The organism is Bradyrhizobium ontarionense (assembly GCF_021088345.1).
GTDB classification, from domain to species: domain Bacteria; phylum Pseudomonadota; class Alphaproteobacteria; order Rhizobiales; family Xanthobacteraceae; genus Bradyrhizobium; species Bradyrhizobium ontarionense.
In genome coordinates this window covers 7,548,018-7,568,885 of sequence record NZ_CP088156.1, presented here as the reverse complement: position 1 = coordinate 7,568,885, position 20,868 = coordinate 7,548,018, and the positions used below count along the sequence as shown (strand labels likewise).

At 66.2% G+C, this 20,868-nt stretch carries 16 protein-coding genes; 2 read left to right on the top strand and 14 right to left on the bottom strand.

What is annotated here, in order from left to right; translation table 11 throughout:
- Positions 1–7: 7 nt before the first annotated feature.
- From LQG66_RS33195 to LQG66_RS33140, 12 genes are all read right to left on the bottom strand, one after another.
- Complete coding sequence (locus tag LQG66_RS33195; RefSeq protein WP_231320011.1) at positions 8–1,576, bottom strand: carboxylesterase/lipase family protein; 1,569 nt, start codon at positions 1,574–1,576, stop codon at positions 8–10.
- A 55-nt stretch (positions 1,577–1,631) separates the two neighbouring features.
- Positions 1,632–3,503 carry a bifunctional sugar phosphate isomerase/epimerase/4-hydroxyphenylpyruvate dioxygenase family protein gene (locus LQG66_RS33190; protein WP_231320010.1) on the bottom strand — a complete coding sequence of 624 codons (1,872 nt, stop codon included), beginning with the start codon at positions 3,501–3,503 and terminating at the stop codon, positions 1,632–1,634.
- Complete coding sequence (locus LQG66_RS33185; protein ID WP_231320009.1) at positions 3,500–4,237, bottom strand: ABC transporter ATP-binding protein; 738 nt, start codon at positions 4,235–4,237, stop codon at positions 3,500–3,502. Before LQG66_RS33185 ends, LQG66_RS33190 begins: the two co-directional genes overlap by 4 nt.
- Before the next feature lie 11 nt (positions 4,238–4,248).
- On the bottom strand, positions 4,249–4,992 hold the full coding sequence (locus LQG66_RS33180) for an ABC transporter ATP-binding protein (RefSeq protein WP_231320008.1): 744 nt from the start codon (positions 4,990–4,992) through the stop codon (positions 4,249–4,251).
- Entirely contained in the window at positions 4,989–5,987 is a 999-nt protein-coding gene (locus LQG66_RS33175; protein WP_231320007.1) for a branched-chain amino acid ABC transporter permease, read from the bottom strand. Before LQG66_RS33175 ends, LQG66_RS33180 begins: the two co-directional genes overlap by 4 nt.
- Entirely contained in the window at positions 5,984–6,859 is an 876-nt protein-coding gene (locus tag LQG66_RS33170) for a branched-chain amino acid ABC transporter permease (RefSeq protein WP_231320006.1), read from the bottom strand. The genes LQG66_RS33175 and LQG66_RS33170 overlap by 4 nt, the downstream gene beginning before the upstream one ends.
- A 71-nt stretch (positions 6,860–6,930) precedes the next feature.
- Positions 6,931–8,070, bottom strand: a complete 1,140-nt coding sequence (locus LQG66_RS33165) for an ABC transporter substrate-binding protein (protein WP_231320005.1) — start codon at positions 8,068–8,070, stop codon at positions 6,931–6,933.
- Between the two features lie 79 nt (positions 8,071–8,149).
- Positions 8,150–9,031: a shikimate dehydrogenase gene (locus LQG66_RS33160; protein ID WP_231328048.1), complete on the bottom strand. Its 882-nt coding sequence runs from the start codon at positions 9,029–9,031 to the stop codon at positions 8,150–8,152.
- Positions 9,032–9,151: 120 nt separating this feature from the next.
- Positions 9,152–10,093, bottom strand: a complete 942-nt coding sequence (locus tag LQG66_RS33155) for a LysR family transcriptional regulator (RefSeq protein ID WP_231320004.1) — start codon at positions 10,091–10,093, stop codon at positions 9,152–9,154.
- A gap of 32 nt (positions 10,094–10,125) precedes the next feature.
- Positions 10,126–13,947 carry an AsmA family protein gene (locus LQG66_RS33150; protein ID WP_231320003.1) on the bottom strand — a complete coding sequence of 1,274 codons (3,822 nt, stop codon included), beginning with the start codon at positions 13,945–13,947 and terminating at the stop codon, positions 10,126–10,128.
- 170 nt (positions 13,948–14,117) lie between these two features.
- Positions 14,118–15,350, bottom strand: coding sequence for a cytochrome P450 (locus LQG66_RS33145; protein ID WP_231320002.1), 1,233 nt, complete (start codon positions 15,348–15,350; stop codon positions 14,118–14,120).
- 74 nt (positions 15,351–15,424) lie between these two features.
- Positions 15,425–16,729 carry an MFS transporter gene (locus LQG66_RS33140; protein ID WP_231320001.1) on the bottom strand — a complete coding sequence of 435 codons (1,305 nt, stop codon included), beginning with the start codon at positions 16,727–16,729 and terminating at the stop codon, positions 15,425–15,427.
- 926 nt (positions 16,730–17,655) lie between these two features.
- Between LQG66_RS33140 and LQG66_RS33135 the strand changes: the two genes are divergently transcribed.
- On the top strand, positions 17,656–18,273 hold the full coding sequence (locus tag LQG66_RS33135; protein WP_231320000.1) for a hypothetical protein: 618 nt from the start codon (positions 17,656–17,658) through the stop codon (positions 18,271–18,273).
- A gap of 71 nt (positions 18,274–18,344) precedes the next feature.
- Here the strand turns inward: LQG66_RS33135 and LQG66_RS33130 are convergent, their stop codons facing one another.
- Positions 18,345–19,157 (bottom strand): DODA-type extradiol aromatic ring-opening family dioxygenase, encoded by an 813-nt coding sequence (locus tag LQG66_RS33130; protein ID WP_231319999.1) that lies wholly within the window; start codon positions 19,155–19,157, stop codon positions 18,345–18,347.
- A gap of 241 nt (positions 19,158–19,398) precedes the next feature.
- The gene (locus LQG66_RS33125) at positions 19,399–19,833 is read right to left on the bottom strand and encodes a DoxX family protein (RefSeq protein WP_231319998.1); all 435 of its coding nucleotides are present in this window, start codon (positions 19,831–19,833) and stop codon (positions 19,399–19,401) included.
- 103 nt (positions 19,834–19,936) lie between these two features.
- Between LQG66_RS33125 and LQG66_RS33120 the strand changes: the two genes are divergently transcribed.
- Positions 19,937–20,854 carry a LysR family transcriptional regulator gene (locus LQG66_RS33120; RefSeq protein ID WP_231319997.1) on the top strand — a complete coding sequence of 306 codons (918 nt, stop codon included), beginning with the start codon at positions 19,937–19,939 and terminating at the stop codon, positions 20,852–20,854.
- Positions 20,855–20,868: the final 14 nt, after the last annotated feature.

Below are 20,868 nucleotides of genomic sequence, written 5' to 3'. Positions count from 1 at the left end.
TGGCCCCTCAAAACCCATTGAAAGGCGAAGCCAGCGAATCGAACAGCCTGATGCGATCGAGCTGCGGCACCGGTCCGACGCCGACCTTGTCGCCAAGGAGCATCGTCGTCTCGGCCTTGGCGTCGCTGCGCGGCCAATTGGCCAGACCAGGCGCATTCGGGCTGCCCGCATAGGCGTAGCCCACCCAATAGGATTGCAAGCTCTCGGAGATCGCCCGGTCAGCCCCAGTCCAATCGCGGCTGAGCGGATCCAGCGTGCCGAAGATGTAGGGATATTCGGAGCTATGGAAGGTGCCGAGACCCTCGGCGGTGTCGATCTCGTCGTAGGTGACGCCTGCCTTCAGCGGCTGCGGATGGCTGAAATGGTAGAGATAGGTCGGGAAGCCGTTCTTGGCGTGCAGGCGCGCCACGCTCCACGGCCCCCACGCGAACAGGCTGTCGCGGACCATTGCCTTGTTGGCGCTCTTGGCCTCGTCGTCAGTGCGCGCGGGATAGAGCTGAAGCAACTGCTCAGCGATATCTGGATATTTGCGGCGGACCCAGTCCTGATAGGCGGAGAGCGTCTTGGCATGGGGGAACGTGGTGCCTTCGTCGCTGTTCCAGCCGGTCAGCAGCGGCACCGGCGCCTCCTTGCCCTCGGCAAACACCGCATAGGGATTGGCCGGCAGCGCGTAGCCGTCGACGATCGGGCTCATCCCGAGCTTCGTCTCCAGCAGGCGCGCTGCCGGCACCTCGCGCAGTTTGGCGAGCGTCGGCGCGGCGACTTTCTCGGCCAGGGCGCTGCCCGCCTTCTCGCCATCGGCGAGGCTCTGCATGGTCTTGTTGGCGACGCCAAAACTCTCGGCAATGCCGCGGGCGAACAGGCCGCGCGCCAAGGGCGAGGTGTAGAGATAGCTGACGGCGGCGGCGCCGGCGGACTGGCCGAAGATCGTGACGTTGTCCGGATCGCCGCCGAAGCTCGCGGCGTTGCGCTTGACCCAGTTCAGCCCGGCAACCAGATCGAGCAGGCCGTAATTGCCCGACGCACGCTGCGGTGACTCGGCCGTCAATTCCGGATGCGCCATGAAGCCGAAAATGCCGACCCGGTAGTTGACGGAAACCACCACCACGCCGCGCGCCGAAAGCGCTGCGCCGTCGAACACCGGATTGGCCGCCGAGCCCTGCTGGAAGCCGCCGCCATAGATCCAAACCATCACCGGCAGCTTGCCGTCCTTGACGTCGGACGGCGCCCAGACGTTGAGATACAGGCAATCCTCGCCGCTCGGCTGCTCGCCGGCATACTCGAAATAGACCGACGTCTTCGAGCGGCCCGGCTGCATGCATTGCGCGCCATAGGTCGTGGCCGCCCGCGGCGCCTGCCACGCAGCGACCGGCTGCGGCGGCTTCCATCTGAAATCGCCGACCGGCGGCGCTGCGAACGGAATGCCGAGGAAGGCGCGCACCGCAGTGTTGCGCTGGAACTTCCCGGTGATGGGACCGGCGTCGGTGCCGACCTCGATTCCGGCTGCGTTCGCCGATGTCGCGAGCGCGCCAAGCAGCACCGCCGCACAGGCCAGAAGCCAACTCGTGCGCGTCATAGATATCCTCCCGAACGTCTTGTTGTTGATTTATGGTCGAGCGTCAGATGGCCTTCTACATCCGCGGCATCGTGTCCGGCCGCACCTCGCGCGCCTGCGCCGCCAGCCGGATCGCGGCATTGGGTGCGCCAAAGCCCTGGTAGTTGCGGCGCTGCACGATCTCGAAGAAGAAGCGCTCCTCGAAGATGTGGGTGTAGACCTGGAAGAACTCGGCGTCGCCGTCGCGGTCGTACAGGATCTCGTTGGCGCGGAGCGCTGCCATGGTCTCGGCAGGGAGATCGTATTTGGCTTCGAGATCGTCGTAGTAGTTGTCGGGAATGTCGAGGAAGCCAGCACCGCGGGCGCGCATCTCGGCCACGGCCTCGAAGATGTCGTCGCAGGAGAACGCGATGTGCTGGACGCCGGAGCCGAAGAATTCCGAGATGAAGCGCGACGAGAGCGTGCGGGTCGCCGTCGAGCCGTTGAGGATGAAACGAAGACTGCGATCGCCGTTCACGATCGCCTGGCTTTGCACGAGGCCCCGGGGATCGGCGATCTCCATCTGCGGCAGGCGGGAGAAATCGATGATCCCGGCATAGAACAGCAGCCAGGACAGCATCTCCTCATGCGGCATCGATTGCACGATATGATCGACAGCAACGAGACGATCGTTGCCCTCATCGCTGGCGACCGCTTCGAAATCGACGTCCCAGTTCTTGCCCTTGGCGTCGAGGAAATACAGCAGGCTGCCGCCGACGCCGTGGATTGCCGGGATCTCCAGCTCCCCCGGCCCAACCGGCTGCACGAAGGTGCGCGTCTTCAGCGACTGCGCCCGCGCCATGGCACGATCGGCGCTGTCGACATCCAGCGCCAGCGCGCAGACGCCGGCACCATGCGTGACGTAGTGCGTATGAGCAAAGCTGACCGGCTCGTAGTTGATCACCAGCTCGATGCCGCCCTGCGACCAGCGCTGCACGGCCTTGCTGCGATGACGTCCGGTGTTACGGAAGCCGAGCTGGCCGAACAGCGTTGCCAGTGCCTGCGCCTTGTCCTCGCTGACGGCGAATTCGACGAAGCCGATGCCGTGGCTCTTGACGCGGGGGGCAAAGCGCTCTTCCGACGCGGTGGGCATCTTTCCGGCGAGATCGTCCTGCAGCAGCAGCAGCGAGCGCATGCCGTCGAGCGCGGTGCGCGGTGCTGAGCCGGCGCGGAACTGGTCGTTGAAGATTTCCAGCGACAGCGGCCCGGAATAGCCGGTCGCGGCGATCGCCTCCATGAACTCCCCGACCGGCAGATCGCCCTGCCCCGGGAAGCTGCGGAAATGCCGGCTCCAGGACAGCACGTCGAGTTCGAGCTTGGGCGCGTCCGCAAGCTGGACCAGGAAGATCTTGTCGGCCGGAATGGCACGGATCGCATTGGTCGGCAGTGCCGGCGCCAGCGCATGGAAGCTGTCGAGGATGACGCCGATCGCCTTGTGATCGGCCCGGCGCACGATCTCCCAGGCATCGCGATAATCGTGCACGTGGCGCCCCCAGGCCAGCGCCTCGTAGCCGACGCGCAGACCCCGCTTCGCAGCGCGCTCGCCGAGCTCGTGGAAATCGGCGGCGGCACGGTCGATACCGCCAAGCGAGGCCGGCGATACGCTGCTGCAGATCAGCAGCAGATCCGTGCCGAGCTCCTGCATCAGGTCGAACTTGCGCTCGGCGCGGATGAAGTTGCGCGCGCGCTGCGGCTCCGGCATGCCCTCGAAATCGCGGAACGGCTGATAGGCGCAGATCGCAAGGCCGAGGTCGCGGCACATCTGGCCGATCTCGCGCGGCCTCGCCCCGAACGCAACGAGATCGTTCTCGAAGATTTCGACCGTATCGAAGCCCGCTGCCGCGATCGCCTTGAGCTTCTCGTCGAGTGCGCCTGAGATGGAGACCGTTGCGATCGAGCGCTTGTTCATGCCGCCGTCTCCTCCATTGCGCCGCCCAGGAACAACTGGCCGATGCGCGGATCAGCCAGCACGCGATCGGCCTTGTCGATGATGCGGGTACGGCCGAGCTCGAGCACGATGCCGTAGTCGGAAATCTCCAGCGCCGAGCGCGCATTCTGCTCGATCAGGAGCACCGAAACGCCGCGGTCACGCAGCTGCTTCAGCATATCGAAGGTCTGTTGCACCATGAGCGGCGACAGCCCGATCGACGGCTCGTCGATCAGCACCAGTTGCGGTTCGAGCAGAAGCCCGCGCGCGATCTCGAGCTGTTTCTGTTCGCCGCCTGACAAGGTCGAGGCCTGCCGATCCGCCTTCTTGCGCAGCACCGGAAAGACGTCGAGCGCGGCCTCGACGCGGGCGGCGAGATCGAAGTCGCGCGCCGCAGCCACGCCGCCGAGCTCGATGTTGTGACGCACCGACAGCTCGCCGAAGATGTTGCGGCCCTGCGGGATGTAGCAGATGCCGGCGCCGAGCAGCGCGCGCTGGCTCAAGCCCGTGACGTCACGGCCCTTGAAGACCACTTTGCCTTCGCGCAGCTTGAGCAGGCCGAAGATCGCCTTGAACACGGTCGACTTGCCGGCGCCGTTCGGACCGATGACGGTGGTGATCGATCCCGCAGGGACCGAGAAGGTCGTCCCGTTGAGGATCGTCATCTTGCCGTAGCCGCCGACGAGGTTCTGGACGTCGAGAATGGGATCACTCATCGCCGGCTCCCTCAGTGTCCAAGATAGGCTTCGATCACGGCCGGATTGGCCCTGATCTCGTCGGGCTTGCCGATCGCCAGCACCTTGCCTTCCGCCATCACCATCACCCGCGAGCACAGCGACATCACGAATTCCATGTTGTGCTCGATCACGACGAAGGTGGCGCGGCGCTCGCGGTTGATCGCGATCAGCCGCTCCTTGAGATCGCCGAGCATGGTCGGGTTGACGCCGCCGGCCGGCTCGTCGAGCAGCACCAAGCGCGGGCCGCCCATGAAGGCCATCGCGGCATCGAGCAGCTTCTGCTGGCCGTAGGACAGGCCACCGGCCGGCTCGTTGGCAAGATGCTCCAGCTTGAAGAAGCCGATCATCTGGTCGGCCGTCTCGGTGAGTCCCGCATCGGACGGACCGAGCAGGCGCGACAGCATGCTGCCGCGATGCTCCTGCCCCGCGAGGATCAGATTGTCGCGCACCGACAGTTTCGGAAACACCTGCAGCAGCTGGAAGGTGCGGCTGACGCCGAGGCGATTGAGGTCCGACGGACGCTGCCCGGTGACGAGCTTGCCGTCGACCCTCACCTCGCCCGCGCTCGGCACCAGCTGGCCGAGGATACAGTTGAACAAGGTCGACTTGCCGCAGCCGTTGGGACCGATCAGGCCGAGGATCTCGCCCTCCTGCACGTCGAAGCTGACGCCGTTGACGGCGGTGATGCCGCCGAAGCTCTTCTTGACGTCGCGTACGTCGAGAACTGCGGTCATCGCGCGGCCTCCAGCTTGGATTGAGCCGCCGCTCGCAGCGCGGATGCCGCCTGGGTTCGTCGTGAGCTGAGATAGCGGTCGAGAATGCCGAGAATGCCGCTCGGCGAATAGATCAGCAGCACGATGACCGCGGCCGCGTAGAGCATCAGGTAATAGCCCTCGGCAAAGCGCAGCCACTCCGGAAGCAGCACTGCGATCATGGCGCCGAGGAACGGTCCGAGCATGAAGCCGGAGCCGCCCACGATCACCATCATCAGGAGATCGAGCGAGAGCTGCAGGTTGAACGGCACGGGATCGACATATTGCGTCAGCGGCGCATAGAGCACGCCGGCTATGCCGCCGAGCACGGAGCCGATCGCGAACGCCATCAGCGTGTAGCGCCTCGTGTCGATGCCGAGCGACTGCGCCCGGATCGGGTTCTCGCGCAACGCCATGAAGGCGCGACCCCACGGCGAGCGGGCCAGCCACCACATGGCGAGCGTCACGAGGCCGAGCGAGCCGAGGCAGAGATAGTAGAATGGCAATGGCTTGCGAGTCGGGAAGCCGAAGATCTCCGGGCGCGGAATGTTGCTGATGCCGTAGATACCGTTGGTGAGCCAACTCTCGTTGCGAAACACCAGGAACGCCAAGGTCGAGAAGGCGAGCGTGACGAAGGCGAGATAGTGGTGCTGCACGCGCAGCGCCGGATAGCCCAAGAGCCAGCCGACGGCGAAGCAGATCACGACGACGAGCCCGAGCGCCGCGATCAGCGGCCAGCCATGCGTGGTCAGGATCGCCGCACCGTAGGCGCCGATGCCGACGAACGCGCCCTGGGCCAGCGACACCTGCCCGGCATAACCGAGCGTGAGGTTGAGCCCCATAGCCGCAATGGTCATGACCGCCCACTGACTCAGAATATAGAGGCCGTAGCGGTTGAAGTTCATCGGGACGATGATCAGGCCGGCGATGACCACGACGGCCAGCGCGACGAGGAGCAGTTTGCTGTTCTTGCTCATACCGTGCGCTCCTCGGCTCGTCCGAGCAGGCCCTGCGGCCGGAACAGGATCATCATGATCAGCAAGATCATCGGAACAGCGGCGCGATACTGGGTCGAGACATAGGCCGCCGCGAGATTGTCGACGACACCGATCAAGAGGCCGCCCGCGATCGCGCCACGCACCTGGTTGAAGCCACCGACGATGGCCGCGATGAAGGCGGCCTGCCCGAGCACCTCACCGCTCGAGAACTTCGCGAGGTAAATCGGCGTGATCAGCAGCGAGGCCAGCGCCACCAGCACGGCGTTGATCAGGAAGGTCAGCAGGATCATCCGCTCGACGGGCACGCCGATGATGCGCGCGACCGTCGGGTTCTGCGCGGCCGCCTGCATCTGATGGCCCAGCGAGGTGCGGTTCAACAGCGTCGTGAGGCCGACGACCGCCAGGATCGCGACAGCGAGCACGCCGAGGCTTTGCAGCGAAATCGCACGTCCGAGGATGGAGACATCGCCGGCCGGCACGATCGAGGGGAACGGCGAGGCCTCGGCGCTGAAGAACTGCTTCACCGCCTCCTTGATCGCGATCGCAAGCGCCATGGTGGCGATCGCCAGAGGCAGCACGCCGTGCCGCAGCATCGGATCGACCAGCAGCATCTTGAAGGCGAGACCGAGCAGCAGCGCCGACAGCACGATGCCGACGAGAATCGCGAGCCAGAACGGTGCGCCGAGATGCATCACCGCGAGCATCAGGAAGGCCGGCAGCATCACGAACTCGCCCTGGGCGAAGTTGATGGTCTGCGAGGTCTGCCACAGCAGCGTGAAGCCGACGGCAACGAGCGCGTAGATGGCGCCGGTGGCGAGACCCGCCACGATCAGGTCGAGCAGATTGGACATCGTTTCCCCGTGAGCCTTTGGGTGACGGCAGCGCTGGCATCCCGGCCAGCGCCGCCGATCGACCGTCCTACTCAGTTCAGCTTAGGCAGCACCTGCTTCACGACCTGCTTGCCTTCGACCACTTCGACCAGGAAACCCTGGCGATCGATGTCGCCGTTCTGATCGAAAGTGACGTCCATCAGGATGTTCGGCTCGGCCGAGGTCTTGATGGTCAGGCCATGCAGCGTGTCGGCGAAGGCCTTGGAGTCGACCTTGCCCATCTTCTCGGTCGTGGCCTTGACCATGTAGATCGCGAGATAGCCCTTGAGGCCGTTGTGATCGGGCACGTAGTTGTACTTCTTCACGAAGCGGTCGCGGAACGCCTTGATCGCCTCGACCGGCGCGTCCGTCGTGAGGCCGACGTGGCCGCGGGCACCATTGGCGGCGTCACCGGCAAGCTCGATGACCTTCTGGCCGACCAGCGTGGTCTCGCCGATCAGCGGCACGGTGACGCCCTGGCGCTTGATCTCCTTGAGGATGCGCGCGCTCTCTTCCTCGTTGACGTAGATGAAGACCGCGTCCGGCGCCGCCGCCTTGATCTTGCTGACGTCGGCGGCAAAGTCGGCCTGGCCGGCTTCGGTCGACAGGTCGGCTGCGACCTTGATGCCGAGGCGGTTGAACTCCTTGGTGATGACGTCGCGTCCGCCGCGACCGAAATCGTTGTTGACCCAGACCACCGCGACCGACTTCGCCTTCAGCTCGTCATTGACGTATTTCGCGACCTTCGGCATCGACGACTGTTGGCCGAATGACGTCCGGAACAGAAACTTGTTGCCGGCCTGCGTGAGCTCGGCCGCTTCGCCGCCCATGATCTGGGTGATGCCGGCCTCCGCCGCCAGCGGCGCCGTCACCTTCACCGAGCCGGAATAGCCGGGCCCGAGCAGCACGTAGGGCTCGCCATCGAGCGCCTTCTGCACCTGCGCGCGCGCCACGCCCGGGTTCGACTGCGAGTCGGCGTGGCTGACCTCGATCTTGCGACCGAGGATGCCGCCCTTGGCGTTGATCTCCTCGACGGCGAGATCGATGCCGTTCTTCCAATTGTTGCCGACGGTCGCGCCGCCGCCCGAGAGCTCGGCGACATTGGCGATCTTGATGGGGGCGCCGGACTGAGCGTAGGCGGCTCCGGACAGCAGCACGGCCGAGCACAGGCCAGCCAGGATGATCGATCTCACGTTGTTTCCTCCTCTGCTTCAAACGCTTGTTTGCGTTTCTTTATTGAACGACTAGTCCGGCGCGTATTGGCCGGTTTGCTCAGGCGGCGTCAACCGCCGGATATCTCTCCGCCATGTGATTGTCGAACGCCGCGCCCATCGCCTCTGTCGAAGGCGGGAGCCCGGTGAACAGCTCGAACGCATCCGCGGCCTGGTAGATCGCGAGTTCGCGCCCGAGCAGAAGACGCGCCCCCCTGGCCTTGGCGGCTTTCAGGAGTGGTGTCCACAGCGGTGAGTAGACGGCGTCGGCGACCCAGAGATCAGCACGCAGCAGCTCGTCTGGCACCGGCGTACCGTGGTTCGGCAACATGCCGATCGGGGTGCCGTTAACGACACCCACCGCACCCTGCAGCGCCTCTTCGACGCTGTTGGCCACAGTGATGGATTTACCGGCCGGGAGCAGGCTCGCCAGCTTCTCGGCACGTGCGCGCTCGGTGTCGTAGATGCGCAGGCCGGCGACGTCGAGGTTTGCAAGTGCGAAGGCAATCGCCTTGCCGACTCCGCCAGCACCGATCAGCGCCACGATGCCGCGATTGGTCTGGCTGACCAGCGGTGCCACCGCGCGTTCGAAGCCGGTGGTATCGGTGTTGTGGCCGATCAGCCGGCCGTCACGAACGACGACGGTATTGACGGCCCCCATCGCCGCTGCCTTCGGCGCGAGCTCGTCGAGCAGGCCGACGACGGCCTCCTTGTAGGGGTAGGTCACGTTGACCCCAGCGAAGCCGAGCCAGCGCACGCCTTCCAGCAGCGTCGCCAGTCCCGCGCGGTCGGCGCCGGCGACCTCGATCAACTGGTAATGGCCGCGCACGCCGAGCGCCGCGGCCGCGTGTTCATGCATCGCGGGAGAAGCCGAATGCACGATCGGGGCACCGATCAGTCCGGTCAGGAATTTGCGGGCCTTGGGCGCGGAAAGATCAGCCACGTTCGCTTCAGTCTCTGCTGCTGTGACGTGCGAGCGCCGCACGCGCGGATTTCGTTGCAGACGATAGCGCGTTCGCTCGCTAACACAATTACCCAAATATCGGCTGAACCTAACATCATGTTATTTTTTGCCGATGGCCGTTTTCGCCGGTTTGGCCACCTGACGCCGGCCCGGCTCGAGCGCGCGCATCTCCGCGCGCAGGCAGTCGATGAAGTGCTCGGCATAGAGCGACAGCGGCGTGCCGCGCTTGACCGCGATGTAGGTATCGAACCGTGTCGGCTCGGCGATCTTCAACAGCTCGATGCCGGGATAGCCGCCGTGGGCGACCGTGAACTGGTCGATCACGGCAATGCCGAGCCCGGCCTTTACGAGCGCGCACACGGTGGTGCCGAAGCGCGCCTTGATCGAGATGTTGTAGTCGAGTTTGTTGCGCGCGAAGATCTCCGCCATGATCCGCCCGTAGGGATCGTTGGGATCGATGCCGATCAGCGGATAGCGCGTCATCTCGGCCGCCGACACCTGCTTGCGGCCGGCGAGTTCATGACCCGGCGGCACGATGCAGAACAACTCGCCCGAGGCCAGCGGCAGGAATTCGAGCGCGGAATGATCGAGCCGGTAGCTCATCGCCACGCACTCGCCCTTGCCGAGCATCAGGTAGTCGATCGCCTCTTCGATCTTGAGAATGTTGATGTCGATGCCCAAATCAGGATAGCGGCGACGCACGCGCTCGATCGCGCGCGGCACCATCACCTGGGAAATGCTCGGCACCGAGCCGATGCGCAGTTCGGACAGCGCGCCGCGGCCGATGTTGGAGATGATGTAGCTGAGATCGTCGACCTTCTCGTAGACGCTGTTGATCTGCTCGAAGATGTTCTGCGCCTCGGGGGTCGGAAAGTAGCGGCCGTTCTGGCGCTGGAAGAAGCGGATGCCGAGCGAGCGCTCGGTGTATTTCACGAGCCGGCTGACGCCGGGCGCCGAGACCTTCAACAGCCGGGCCGCGCCGTTGATGGTGCCCGTCACCATGACCGCACGGATGACCTCGACCTGGCGCAACGTCATCATCGGCGCAGCCCCTGCCCGACGCGCGCCCGCGATCACGGGCTGCCCGGCGGGGTCAGCACGACCGGCGGACGCGGCAATGGTCTGGGGCGTGGCGGCAGCGCGCCCGGCGCCGGCTTGATCTCCACTGGTGGCGGCAAGGGCGCGACCTGCGGCTGGCTCGCCGCCACGGGCGGCACGGTCGCAGCCGGTGGCGCCGCGGCGGCGGGCGCCGACAACGGCGCCGTCAGCGGCGGCACGGCCGCGCGCGGGCCACCCAGCCTGGCACGTGGATCGCGCCGCGGATCACGCCCGGGCAACGGCACGTCGGTCGGATTGGGCGCGGCCGGACCTGCATCAGGACCGCCCGGCAGCGACGCCGTCGACGACGGATAGGACGGCGGCACCTCGCCGCGCGCGATCGCATCCAGACGCCGCGTCTCGCGATCGATCGCGCGGACTGCGAGCCAGGACGACAGCGACGTCACGTCGACCACCCGCGTCAGCGTATCGGGCGTACCGACCGCGAACAGCTGGACCTCCGGGCGGCTGTTGGCATTGCCGACGGCGTTGGCGCTCAGGCTGGCGCGAATGTCGGCCTGATCGGCCGGAATGTCGAAACCGCCGGAGACGATCGCGCGCGCCCCCTGCGCCTCCAGCGGGGTGGCGCCGACACGCAGCCGGCCATCGCGGATGATGAAGGGGATCTGCGCAGAGGCCACCGCGAGAGTGCCCGACGTCAGCACCGGCTCGACCACCTGCCGGAGCTTGCCGTCGTCGCCCACCTGCCCTGCATCAGCGGCGCGCAACGCTGCCTCGAACGCGCGCGGATCGAGGTTGGGAATCGATGCGTTCTCGAGTGTCACCGTTCCGTTGCCGGAGAGCGCGCTGACCAGTCCCTGCACGCTGCGCCCTTCGGCGGCCAGCGTCATCTGGGCCGAGACCTTGCCCGCGGGCATCTTCAGGCTGCGATAGCGCAGCGCATTGCCATCAACGCCGGCGAGCTCGACGCGCCCGTTCAAGACAAGGCCGTTGGCATTGGGCCGCGCATCGATGGTCGCGGTGACATCGCCGCCGCCGAGCTTGCCTTTGAGATTCTCGATCGTGAGCGACTGGCCGTCGCTCTTGATCGCGCCGCCCAGGGGACGGAGCTCGGTGCCGTTCAAGACGGCGCCGCTGAGGGCCTGGAACGACACCCGTCCGCGCCAGCCCTTCAAAAGCCCGGAGCCGAGAGGCTCGGCCGCCTCATGACCGGCCGCACCGACGAGCACCGAAAAGACCTGCGGGACATCGAGCGCGTCGAGCCCGAGCTCGCCGTCGACCTGCTTGTCGTCGTCCAGCGTCGCAGCGATCCGGCCGCGCAGGCGCGATCCGCCGACCGTGCTGTCGAGGTCTTCGATCGTCAGCCGATTGCCGGCGAGACCGAGCCGCCCGAACAGGCGAATGTTCTGCGCGGCGGTGTCCTGCGGCTTCAGTCCGAGCAGCGGCGCCAGGTTGGCACTACGCAGGCGCAGATTGACATTGGCCCTGGTGCTGTCGCCCCAGGGCTCGATCGTGCCCTGCGCATCGCCGTCGAGGCCTGTGCCCGACAGTTTCGCATTCACGCGCAGCGGCGCCCGCCAGCTGCCGTTCACACTCGCTTCGAACTGAGCCGGACTATTGCCGACGACTGCGACTCGATCGAGCCCGAGCAGCGCCAACACGACATTGCCCTGCTCGGCCGAGACCCGGCTCTCGACGCCGAGCTCGGTGCGGTCGATCGCATCGACCTCGAAGCTGCGCAGCGCCGCAGCCGAAGGCTTTGCGGTCAGCGTCGCCGAGCCTTTCAGCTGCGGCGCGTCGAGATCGAGCACGGCCTTCGCCTGGCTACGGTCGGCATTGGCGGGATCCTTGGCGAGATCCAGCGTGAGCTTCAGCCGTGCAGCGCCCGGCGGCACGCCGAGCGCCTCGAAACGCGCGGCGAGTTTCGGCGCGATCGGCTGGATGAGGCCCGTAATCTCCTTCAACGAGCCGGCCATCGAGATCAAGACCAGCCGTCCCGTGGCGTCGGTCCGGTCGAAGCGGCCGGAGCCCTCGCTCGTCACACCACCGCTCTGACCGAATTTGAGCTGATCGACGGCGACCATCTTCGGATCGTAGGAGAACCGTGCCGTGAGGGTCCGCAGCTCCTGGCCGCTGACATTGGCGCGGCCGATATCCAGCGCCACGCTGGCTTCCGTCGGCCACTCGCCGGACGCGCTGGCGAGCGAACGCGCCACGGCCATGGTCGCATCCAGGTCGAGCCGATCGCCCTTCAGCGTCGCCTCGAAGCGCGAACCGGCGCCCCCGGGCCGTGTAATCAGCGCCATGCGCCCATCCACGGCGCCGCCGTCGATATTCGCCTTCAGGCCATCGATCGCGATCCGGTCCGGCGCCACGTTGAGGTCACCGCGCAGGCGCAGCGGACGCTGGGTGCGATAGCTGGTCTCACTGCGGCCCTGGAGCCAGGCGACCAGCGTATCGGGCTCCGACGAGTCGAGATCCAGCGCTCCCGTGAAGCCCGCCGTCACGGCGGTCGAGATGCCGATGGTCCGGAAGGTCAGATGCGTCGAGCCCGGCGCCCGCAGATCGACCTTCTCGAGGCTCCACGCCGTGGGCTCGTTGTGCAGATCAGCGGTGAAGTTCTGCACCGGGCGGCCCGAGAGCATGATCTGCTCAGTCGAGAACTGGACGCTGGCGGGCAGCGGCAGGGTCGGCAGCTGCGAGATCCAGTTGCGCAGGGCCGGGAGCACGAGCGCTGGCGCGATCGCCCGGCGATCCTTCACCTCATCGCCACCCAGGAGCTTGTCGGCATCGAGCTGGCGCGCGGCCAGCGACGCCCGCAGCATCGGCGCGGCACCGAAACGGGCGTCGCCGCTGCCGGAAAATTTCAGTGAGCGATCCTCTTGACCGAAGCTGACCTCGATCTGGTCGAACTTGGCGGCGGTCTGATCGCCTGCGATCTTGGCGGTGATCCGCCAGGGCGTGGCGCCGGCCACGTCAGCAGGACCGCCCTTGGCCGGCTGGGCTGGCGGCTGCTTGGCGGATGCCTCCTTCGCAGCCTGACCCTTGGTGGCCTGATCCTTGGTGGCCTGATCCTTGGCAGGCTTCTCCTTGCCGTCGCCCTGCTCCTTGGGTGGCGAGGACAGCGTGAACGCGCCGTCGAAGCGCGGCGTCCGATTGGCGAGGCTGATGAGCCCCTCGACATCGGCGATGACGGCACGCTCGCCCTGGTCCACGTTGAGATGGACCCGCAGGCCGTTGGAATCCTTGTCCTGGCTGGAGGACACCCGGAACGGATAACGGGCGCCGCGGATCGACACCGCGCCGTCGCCGCGCAACGAGCCGGCGAGCGAGCGGACATCGCCGGAGAAGACGATATCGGTGAGTTCGAGCGTCGAACGGCTGGCCGCGTCATGCAGCGCGACCCGGCCGGTCAGGTTCAGGCGGTCGATCGAGAGCGTGGCCAGATTGAACCGGCCGGAAGCGGCCGGCAGGTCGACGCGCCCCTTGGGATCGAGCCCGAGATCGGCCGCCATGCCGCCGATCGTGAGCTCGTTGGCCCGCCACTGCCCCCGCATCATGTCGCCTAGGCTGAACTCGACATCGAGCTTGTCGGCGCGCAGCTTGCCGAGATCATTGGCGCCGCCGAACGTGACCTGGCGCAGCCTTAAGGTCGGCGTCGGCAGGAGTCGTGCATCCAGCGCACCGGCGACCCGCACGGGCACACCAATGACCTTGCTCGCCTCGGCCTCGAATTGCGGCCGGAACTGGTTCCAGTCGACGAAGTGCGGGCCGATCAGCGCAGCTAGGAGCGCAAGAATGAAGGCAATCGCCAAGCCGAGCAGGGTCGTCTGCACGGGGTCTCCCTCAAAGGACAACGCTCCGGTGTCCCAACGTTCCAACCGATGCGGCCGTGGCCCCACTGGCATCGATACCGGAGCGCTGCATCATATAGGATTAAGTATGGCGAAGTCACAGCGCTGTCGGTATTTCGGCGCCCGTTGCACAACTCCGTTAACAAGGATGGTTACCAGCGGGCCGGCAGCCGTTTGAGGCCGCGCAGCACGAAGGTCGGCCGCCATTCCGGATTCTCCGCATCATCCAGCGTCAGCTCCGGCAGCCGCCGTAGCAGGGTTCCGATCGCGACCTCGGCCTCGATCCGGGCGAGCTGCGCCCCCAGACAGTGGTGGATGCCGCCGCCGAACGACAGCGGCTTCACGTTCGCTCTGGTGATATCGAGGGTCTCCGGATGGTCGGGATAGACCGCCGGATCGCGGTTGGCCGAGCCCAGAAGACAGAGCACGCTCTCGCCCGCGGGGATCCGGCGGCCGCCGAGATCCTCGATGTCCTCGAGCGCCACCCGGCCCGTCAGCTGCACCGAGGAATCGTAGCGCAGGAACTCCTCGATCGCGTTCGCGATCAGTTCGGGGCGCGCCTTCAACAGCGCCAGTTGGTCCGGGTTGCGGTGCAGCGCCAGAAGGCCATTGCCGATCAGGTTGACGGTGGTCTCATGGCCGGCGCCGAACAGCAGGATGATGTTGGCGGTGAGCTCCTCATGGGAGAGCTTGGCGCCGTCCTCCTCGGCCTGCAGCAGCTGCGTCGTCAGGTCGTCCCCCGGATGGCGCCGGCGCAGCTCGAACAGATGCTGGAAATAGGCCGCCGACACCGCATTGCCGGCGTTGCCTTCCGCGATCTCGGCCGGCGACAGCGGCACCGGCTCGAGCAGGCGGCCGCCCTCGCGCGAGCTCTTGTAGAACGCCTCGCGATGCTCCTCGGGGATCCCGAGCATGTCGCAGATCACGGTGACAGGCAGCTTGAACGCGAAGTCCTCGATCAGGTCCATGCGGCCGCGCGGGATGACCTCGTCGAGCGTCCGGTCCACGATCGCCTGGATGCGTGGCCGCATGTCCTCGACCCTGCGCGCCGTGAACGCCTTCGCGACGAGGCCGCGCAGCCGCGTGTGGTCCGGCGGATCCTGCTGCAGCATCCAATGGCTCATGCTGCGGAATACCGGCTCGTTCATGATATCCGACCCGTAGCGGCGGATCGAACGGGCGACGAAATCCTTGCCGAAGCGCTTGTCACGCAGCACGAGGCTCGATTCCGCATGGCGGCTGGCCAGAAACGCCCCGAACGGCGTCACATGCATCGGATCGTTGTCGCGCAGCTGCGCATAGAAGGGATAGGGGTCGCGGATGAATTCCGGCGACAGCGGATTGAACAGCGGCGCCGCCTTGTTGGCCTGAACATGTTCGTTCATTGGTCACCCTCTCCCGGATTGTTCGCCGATTAGTTCACGGCCGCGCCGCCATGGCAAGTCGGCCAGATCACACATCATGCCGCAGCCCCGGCCGCCGTCTTTAACCTGTGCAACTGGCCGGCCACGAGGCGGACCTTGCGCGGGGCCGCGATCCAGATCGCGGCTGCGGAGACGAAGCCGCCAACGAGCGCGATCGCAAAGCCCGGCGTGTAGCTGCCGGTGAGATCATAGAGCACGCCGGTCACCCACGGGCCCGCGGCGCCGCCGCACAGTCCGATCAGCATCACGGTTCCAAAGATGCTGCCGAAATGCGCCCCCTGGAATATTTCGAGCGCGACCGCCCCCATCACCGAGGTGATGCCGTAACCGAGCGCGCCCTGCGTCGCCACCATCACGTAGATCAGCACGAGCGACGGCGCCGCCTTGAGTGCAATCAATGCCGCGAAGCAGATCGCGAAACCAAGACAGCCGAGCGCCCACACCGCCTCGCGCCCGAGGCGATCCGAGAGATGGCCGAGCGCGATCTGGCCGGGAATGCCGAGCAGGCTGACGGCGCCGAGCGCCCAGACCGCGACGTTCGAGCTGAAGCCGATCTCGAGCAGATATTTGGTCTGATGCACCTGGACCGCGTACCAGACGTAGAGGCCGAAGAAATAGCCGAGCGCGAGCCACCAGAACCGGCTGGTGCGCAGGGCGCGCGACAACGTCCAGTCGATGCCGGCCCAAGCCGGATCGACGATGTTAGAGATGGGCTTGGCCGCGCTGGCGAGCGGCGCAGCGTCGCCGTCGGGGCGCAGGCCGAGCTCCTCCGGCTTCTTGCGCAGCAACAGATTGATCGGCGCCAACACGATGAGTACGACGAGGCCCATCGCGGTGCAGGCCGTACGCCAGTTGGTCTGCGCAATCATGTGCTGCACCCAGGGGAGCAGGGTCATCGAGCCGATGCCGACACCGGCAAACGCAATGCCGATCGCGAGCCCCCTGCGGCGGATGAACCAGTTCGGCAGGAACAGCGACTGGCCGGAATAGCCGAGGCAGACACTGCCGGCGCCGACCATGACCCCGATCGTGAGGTAGAGATGCCAGGGCTGGCTGGTCAGCGGCGCCAGCAGCAGGCCGCCAGCCATCAGGACGACGCCGAGTTCCATCACCGCACGGGGACCAGCGCGATCCATCAGCCGTCCGATCAGCGGACTGACGATGCCGGAGGCGACGAAGCCGAATGAGAAGGCGCCGGCGGTGACGCCGCGGTCCCAGCCGAATTCGGCGAGGATCGGCGGATAGAACAGCGAGAACGCGGTGCGCGCATTGACGCCAATCGCCATCGTCACGAAGGTCACGGCGACGATGACCCAGCCATAGTAGAACGGCAGACGCATTTTTCTTGTTTCGCTCCCTGGTGCATCCTTCGCATCATTTGCGTGCGAACGGGTCAAGGATTTTCTGCGCCGCGCGCATCCCGTGTCAGTTACCTCCGAGGTCATGGGTGCGGTGCAAGGTCGCCTCTTCTCGGTGTCGTCCCGGCGAACGCCGGGACCCATACCGCGTGATCTCGCGAGGGACATGGCTGGCAGTCATCCGTCTCATTCGCGCCGGTGGCTATGGGTCCCGGCTCGAGGCCGGGACGACACCGAATGTCTGGCGCGCTTCGTGGGTCATGGCTGCACGTTCCCGCGGCGCCATCGGCGTCCGAGCTCCGCTCATTCATCACCCTCATCAATCAGGAGGGCGCAGGGAAGGCCGGGCGCTGGCCGCGCCCGTGGCCCGCCTGCGAAAAAAATGCAGGCGGCAGGTACCACAGGTTCAGCCGAGATCGCCCGGCCCTCCCTGCGCGATGGTCTTCACGCTTATACGCAGTCGCCCTGGTGCGCCGGGCTTGTTGGCCACCATTCGCGACATCGCGCTCACGCGCGTTGCCGCGGGACACCAGCATCGGGGTGTCAGGCCGCTGCGATTTCACGTCCGCAAGAACATCGTTCGTCCGCACATCCAAAGACATGCTCCGACATCTCGCGGCCACCGCTCCCCGCCCCGCGTGTCGTGACGATCGCGCGCAACGCCCCTCCATGGTGAGGCGGGATGCGCGGAAATGTGGAGGTGATTTGCCCGACGGCGCAAGCGAAATCGCCTGCGACAAAGTACCCCGACGGGCAATCGCACTCCGCCGTCGCGGACGCCGTTCTCGATTTGACTTAGAGCAAGGAGCCGCGAAGCGCCGGGTATCAAACCGCCTTGACGCCTCACTTAGGCACAAAATACGCTGACGCGGCACTGGCCTGCCAACAAGATAACAGAACAATCAGTCATGATGCATGATCACCCCGTCCTTCGTCAGTTGATCCGTGAATTGCAACTGATCGCGGCGCTGTGCTGCATCTTGATCTCGAGCGCGGTGGTCGCCCGCGCCGAGCAGCCTTTCATGACGATCGAGGGAGATACTCGAAGCATCGCCTGGTGGGTTCTGGCCGAATTTCATCCGTTCACGACCGAGGTCCGCGGAATTCCCGCCGGTCAGATCCGGAAGGGCTGGTGCAAGGCGACCGAGTTTCGCAAGGATCTCATCCCGTCAAAGTTTCTCTTCGAAGGCGGCGGAGACGCCATGGAGGCGAGCAAGCAGTCATTTGCAGTCGAAGGCAATTTCGACGGATCCAGCACCAGGCAATTGGCGCTCGTTGGGGTCTATGAGGACTGCAAGGGAGCGCGGGGGCGATTCTTCATGATCCTCGACCTGCCCACCGTCGGCAAACCGAGAATACGTCTGCTCGACGCGTTCCAGATGCCGCACCAATACACCGCGCTGTCGTTGGACGACGACAAGACGATCACGCTATGGGCGTGCATGGATTGCGACAATTTCGCCAAGCTGAAATGGGATCGCAAGCGGCACAAATTCGTATGGCTGTCCCCACCCAACTCTGACTAGCAGCCACGTGCGGCCAGGCGCGCGTGCCCGCTCGTCGCTTCAGTCCGTGCCCGATGCGCAGCGCTTGTGATTCAAGCCGCCAAGTCACCCTGCTGCGCCGCATGAAACGCATACACGTCCATGCGCAGCACGCCGTAATTGGCACTGTTGTGCAGCCGTTCGACGCGCGCGCCCTCGCCGGCGGCGCCGAGTGCTGCGAACAGCGGCAGGAAGTGCTCATCAGTCGGATGATTGTCGCGCGCATGCGGCGCGAGATGCCGGTAGTCGACGAGATCGTCGACGCGGCCTTCGATCGCGGCCTGGTGCACCCAGTCGGCAAAGTCGACCACCCAGGATGGCGCGGGATCGTCGATGTCGAGCCTTCGCTTGCGGAATTCACCGAGATTGTGGGTGAAGCTGCCGCTGCCGATGATCAGCACGCCCTCGTCGCGCAGCGGTGCCAGCGCGCGGCCGAGCGCGAGGTGGTGCGCAGGCCCGCGCTCGGTCTGGATCGAGAGCTGCAGCACCGGAATGTCGGCTTGCGGATACATCAAGAGCAACGGCACCCAGGCGCCGTGATCGAGCCCGCGCTCGCGGTCGATCGCGACCGGTAGGCCTGCGGCCTGCAGGCGTTCGGCAACGGCGCATGCAAGATCGGGCGCACCCGGCGCGGGATAGGTCAGTTGGTAGAGCTCACGCGGAAATCCGTAGAAATCGTAGATCGTCTCGTTGGTCGCGACGGCATTGACGACGGGGATGTCCGTCTCCCAGTGCGCTGAGACGACGAGGATCGCCTTCGGCCGCGGCAGGCTGCGACCAAGGCTGAGGAGGAAGTCACGCGCCGCCGAGTCCGTGAGCGGCAGCATCGGCGAGCCGTGCGACAGGAAGATGCTGGGCAGGGTCATGTCATCACTCCTCGGTCTGTTCACTCTGTTGACCCAACCACAACTGTCGTCCCGGGCAAGTCCGAACGTCGCATCGCGACGTTGGGGCGCCGACCCGGGACCCATACCGCGTGATCGATGTTCGAGGCAGGCCGCGCGTCGACCATCGTGCTCAACTCAGATCCGCCGGTGGCTATGGATCCCCGCTTTCGCGAGGATGACATCGGGGGAGTGGCGGCGGTCAGCGAACCCTACGCTAGCCTCAATGTGCGCTGCGCAGCTGACCGCCGGCAAGGCTGGCGCGGAGGCCGCCGAGGGCATAGGCGCCATCGCCGAGCAGGGCCTGGATCACCAGGGTCACGGCCCAGAACGCCGGATATTCCCAGCCGCCCTTCGGATTGTTGAAGAAGAAGCCGGCGGCGCCGTGCACGGTGAAGATGGCGCCGAGCAGGATCGGAACGGCGGCCAAGGCGACCCATCGGGTGTAGATGCCGAGGATCAGGGCGATGCCGGCCAGGATCTCGGACGTGATGACGAGGTAGGCGAGCTCGGGCGGCAGGCCGATGCTGCCGAAGAACTTTGCGGTGCCGGCCGGGCTGAACACGAACAGCTTGAGGCTGGCATGAGCCAGGAACAGGCCGCCGAGGGTGAGGCGGAGCAGAAGCGCAGCATAGGGCGCGGTACGTGAATCGATCATCGGGACCTCCGGTGGGGACACACTGGGATATGGATCATTTCCCGTAAGGCGATAATCCGCTACAAGGGAAATTCACTTCACACCAGAAGAGTGAGATGCTCGATTGCTCGACCGCCTGACCGGGCTGGAAGTGCTCTCCAAGGTAGCCGGATCCGGCAGCCTGTCCGGAGCGGCGCGCCTGCTCGGCATGTCCCCGACCATGGTCACCAAGCACCTCGCGGCGCTGGAGACCCGGCTCGGCACCAAGCTGTTCCATCGCACCACGCGACGGCTGACCATCACCGAGGCGGGACGGCGCTATCTCGACCTCGCCGAACGCGTGCTCGGCGACTTCGAGGCGGCGGAGAGCGCGATCGCGGCCGATCGCGTGGAGCCGCGCGGGCTGTTGCGGCTCAACGTTCCGCTCGCCTTCGGCACCCGCCAGATCGCGCCGCTGCTGGCCCGGTTTGCCGAGCTCTATCCCGGCGTCAGCGTCGAACTCGGCCTCAACGACCGGCTGGTCGACCTGATCGAGGAAGGCTGGGATCTCGCGATCCGGATCGGCACGCTCAGGGACTCGACCTTGGTCGCGCGGCGGCTCGCGCCCTGCCGCATGATGGTCTGCGCCGCGCCGTCCTATCTCGCCGCCCACGGCGTGCCCCGCACCACGGCCGATCTCGCCGGTCACAACTGCCTCGGCTACACACTGGCGCAGGCCGGACCCTCGCGCTGGCGCATGGGCGGCAAGACGGCGGTCGATGCGACCGTAAGCGGCAATCTGCGCGCCAACAATGGCGATGCGCTGCTCGCAGCGGCGCTGGCCGGACAGGGCCTGATCTACCAGCCGACCTTCATCGTCGGCGACGAGCTGCGCGCCGGACGGCTGGTCCCGGTGCGGCTCGACGTGCCGCCGTCGGAGCTGCTGGCGGTCCACGCCGTCTACCTGCCGGATCACACGCCGTCCGCCAAGGTGCGCGCCTTCATCGACTACCTCGCCTCGGCCTTCGCGCCGGAGCCACCTTGGGATCGCGACCTTGCGTGAGCGGACGACCAGCT

Excerpts from the sequence above, each read along its gene's own strand:
- LQG66_RS33135 (WP_231320000.1), top strand. The coding sequence starts at position 17,656 with ATGATGCATGATCACCCCGTCCTTCGTCAGTTGATCCGTGAATTGCAA.
- LQG66_RS33190 (WP_231320010.1), bottom strand. The coding sequence starts at position 3,503 with ATGAACAAGCGCTCGATCGCAACGGTCTCCATCTCAGGCGCACTCGAC.
- LQG66_RS33175 (WP_231320007.1), bottom strand. The coding sequence starts at position 5,987 with ATGAGCAAGAACAGCAAACTGCTCCTCGTCGCGCTGGCCGTCGTGGTC.
- LQG66_RS33195 (WP_231320011.1), bottom strand. The coding sequence starts at position 1,576 with ATGACGCGCACGAGTTGGCTTCTGGCCTGTGCGGCGGTGCTGCTTGGC.
- LQG66_RS33170 (WP_231320006.1), bottom strand. The coding sequence starts at position 6,859 with ATGTCCAATCTGCTCGACCTGATCGTGGCGGGTCTCGCCACCGGCGCC.
- LQG66_RS33145 (WP_231320002.1), bottom strand. The coding sequence starts at position 15,350 with ATGAACGAACATGTTCAGGCCAACAAGGCGGCGCCGCTGTTCAATCCG.
- LQG66_RS33180 (WP_231320008.1), bottom strand. The coding sequence starts at position 4,992 with ATGACCGCAGTTCTCGACGTACGCGACGTCAAGAAGAGCTTCGGCGGC.
- LQG66_RS33140 (WP_231320001.1), bottom strand. The coding sequence starts at position 16,729 with ATGCGTCTGCCGTTCTACTATGGCTGGGTCATCGTCGCCGTGACCTTC.
- LQG66_RS33130 (WP_231319999.1), bottom strand. The coding sequence starts at position 19,157 with ATGACCCTGCCCAGCATCTTCCTGTCGCACGGCTCGCCGATGCTGCCG.
- LQG66_RS33185 (WP_231320009.1), bottom strand. The coding sequence starts at position 4,237 with ATGAGTGATCCCATTCTCGACGTCCAGAACCTCGTCGGCGGCTACGGC.
- LQG66_RS33125 (WP_231319998.1), bottom strand. The coding sequence starts at position 19,833 with ATGATCGATTCACGTACCGCGCCCTATGCTGCGCTTCTGCTCCGCCTC.
- LQG66_RS33155 (WP_231320004.1), bottom strand. The coding sequence starts at position 10,093 with ATGATGACGTTGCGCCAGGTCGAGGTCATCCGTGCGGTCATGGTGACG.